This window comes from Boudabousia liubingyangii (assembly GCF_001907245.1).
Classification (GTDB): Bacteria; Actinomycetota; Actinomycetes; order Actinomycetales; family Actinomycetaceae; genus Boudabousia; species Boudabousia liubingyangii.
On the sequence record NZ_MQSU01000006.1, the window covers coordinates 12,219 to 14,409 of the forward strand.

Genomic DNA, 2,191 nt, shown 5'->3' on the forward strand with positions numbered 1-2,191 from the left:
GCTGTCATGAACCGCAACTGTGGGGGTTATAAACCCGGGTGTCTGGAAGCCCTCCTTATGCAAGGGACGACCGCCCACCGCTGTGGTGGGAATGGTTCGAGGCTCCCTTGCTCAAGGAGATATGGGAGTTGCCAGATGGCACAGAAGTTGAAAGTCCGGGTGAGTACGAATCATCCGAGCGTGCGCGGCAAGGTATTACGCGCCAAACGCCTGGGTATCCGTGAGCGGGTGCTGCGGTTCTTGTTCGGGGATGTGCGGGAGTTGATGCTGCTTACCCCTGGGGATGCGCTCAAGGACATCACGGTCACCACAGTGGATGAGGACCTGACCGCTCTCGCCAAAGCGGTTGGTGTCATGGCTGATGGTGGTGATGCGGCATGAACGTCCGTAGTGCGAATAAGTTGATTCACGGCCTGAACCAGTTGGCCGAAGCCGCTACCACCATTGGTGCTGCTTTGGAGGATATGGCGTGGGATGGGATCGAAGACCACGCCGGCATGCCTGGTGAGCGGCCTATCGCGGCCGCGAGGTTGGAAAACCCAGCATCTGTCACTGAGGCTGTTGAGGAACTTCCGATGGAAGACCCGCCAGCCGAAGAACCCAAGTCTGAAGCAGCAAAAGGCACCTCTACCGAAGCTCCTGTGGCTGAGTCTGCTGCTCCGGTTTTGTCTTTGGATGAGTTGCGCGGGCAGTTGGCTGATATTTCCCACGCGGGTCATACCGATCAGGTGCGGGATCTGATTCGCCAGACCGGCGTGGAAAAACTCTCCGAGGTAGCACCTGAGCATTATGGGTGGCTGCTGGCTAAGGCCAGGGAGTTGGTCTGATGCCTGATCGTCACGCAAAAGCCTCACCCTCGGGTGCTCACAAGTGGACTAACTGCACTAAGTCCCTGGCTTTGGAGTCCCAGTTTCCTAATGAGGATACGGACGCCACTAGGGATGGAACAGTGGCTCACGCGTTGGCTGAGCATAAACTGCGCCGAGCCCTTCACCAGCATCCAAAACTGCGGCCAGACTCGGACCTGGTTGATGGGGAGATGGAAGAGCATACGGATGACTACGTCGCCTACGTGCTTGAACGTCTTGCCTTGGCTAGGCAGGAGTTCCCTGGTGCGCGGGTGATGGTGGAACAAGAGCTGGATTTGTCGGCTGATGTGGCGGGGTCTTTTGGGACTGCCGACTGCATCATCCTGAACCAGCCGGTCCTTGAGGTCATTGATTTCAAGTACGGGTTCAAGCCAGTCCAGGCCGAAGGCAACCCACAGTTAAGGCTCTACGCCCTGGGTGCTTTCCGGGCCTATGGGATGCTCTACGACTTCACCCAGGTGCGCGCCACCATCTTCCAACCCCGGCGCGGCGCGGTGCTCTCAGAAACCATCACCACTCACGCACTCGAGCAGTGGGCAGTGGAGGTTATCCAGCCTGCGGCTGTGAAGGCACTGGCTGGTGAGGGTGAGTATCGGGCGGGGGAGTGGTGTGGGTACTGCAAGGCGAAAAACGTCTGCCGCGCCCGCGCCGAGGCCCAGTTAGAGCTTGCCAAGTTCGAGTTCGCTAAGCCCGACACCCTTACCAACGAGGAAATCGCGGACATCCTCACCCGAATCCCGGCACTGACCAAATGGGCTGGCGACATCCAGTCCTACGCCCTAAGCGCGGTGCTCAACCAGGGTATTCGGTTTGAGGGCTTCAAGGTGGTCGCCGGCCGCGCCTTACGCAAATACACAGACGAGACGGCAGTGGCAGCCATCGGTGAAACCCAAGGCCTGGAGGTTTTCGAGAAGAAGCTCAAGAGCCCGGCCGCTTTGGAAAAGCAGGTGGGCAAGAAAACCTTCCAGACCCTCTTCGCTGACCTAGTCACCAAACCAGCGGGCAAACCATCCCTGGTGCCAGCTACTGACCCACGACCCGAACTCACTGTTGCTACGGCGGTTGATGAGTTCACCCCTGTAAACACTGACAACAATCCTGAAGGAGAATAACAATGACAAGCAATGATCCCAAGATCGTGATGACCGGCATCGTGCGTCTTTCGTACTTGAACTGCTGGGAGCCCAAGAGCATTCAGGGTAGTAAGCCGAAGTATTCGGCCTCGATCATCATCCCTAAAACCGACACTGACACACTGAATAAGATTCAGGCGGCTATCGATGCCGCAATCAAGGAGGGCGTGGGTAAGTTCGGCGGCAAAA

General features: G+C 57.7%; 4 protein-coding genes. All 4 read left to right on the plus strand.

The window, feature by feature from the left end:
• The first annotated feature begins 135 nt into the window (after positions 1-135).
• Positions 136-381, plus strand: coding sequence for a hypothetical protein (locus BSR28_RS09150; protein WP_198928959.1), 246 nt, complete (start codon positions 136-138; stop codon positions 379-381).
• Positions 378-827, plus strand: coding sequence for a hypothetical protein (locus BSR28_RS08655; RefSeq protein ID WP_073713966.1), 450 nt, complete (start codon positions 378-380; stop codon positions 825-827). Before BSR28_RS09150 ends, BSR28_RS08655 begins: the two co-directional genes overlap by 4 nt.
• Positions 827-1,981, plus strand: coding sequence for a DUF2800 domain-containing protein (locus BSR28_RS08660; RefSeq protein ID WP_073713967.1), 1,155 nt, complete (start codon positions 827-829; stop codon positions 1,979-1,981). Before BSR28_RS08655 ends, BSR28_RS08660 begins: the two co-directional genes overlap by 1 nt.
• A 2-nt stretch (positions 1,982-1,983) precedes the next feature.
• Positions 1,984-2,191, plus strand: a 208-nt coding sequence (locus BSR28_RS09215; protein WP_233120645.1) for an ssDNA-binding protein, incomplete at its 3' end; no start/stop codon positions are given.

Excerpts from the sequence above, each read along its gene's own strand:
- BSR28_RS09150 (WP_198928959.1), top strand. The coding sequence starts at position 136 with ATGGCACAGAAGTTGAAAGTCCGGGTGAGTACGAATCATCCGAGCGTG.
- BSR28_RS08660 (WP_073713967.1), top strand. The coding sequence starts at position 827 with ATGCCTGATCGTCACGCAAAAGCCTCACCCTCGGGTGCTCACAAGTGG.
- BSR28_RS08655 (WP_073713966.1), top strand. The coding sequence starts at position 378 with ATGAACGTCCGTAGTGCGAATAAGTTGATTCACGGCCTGAACCAGTTG.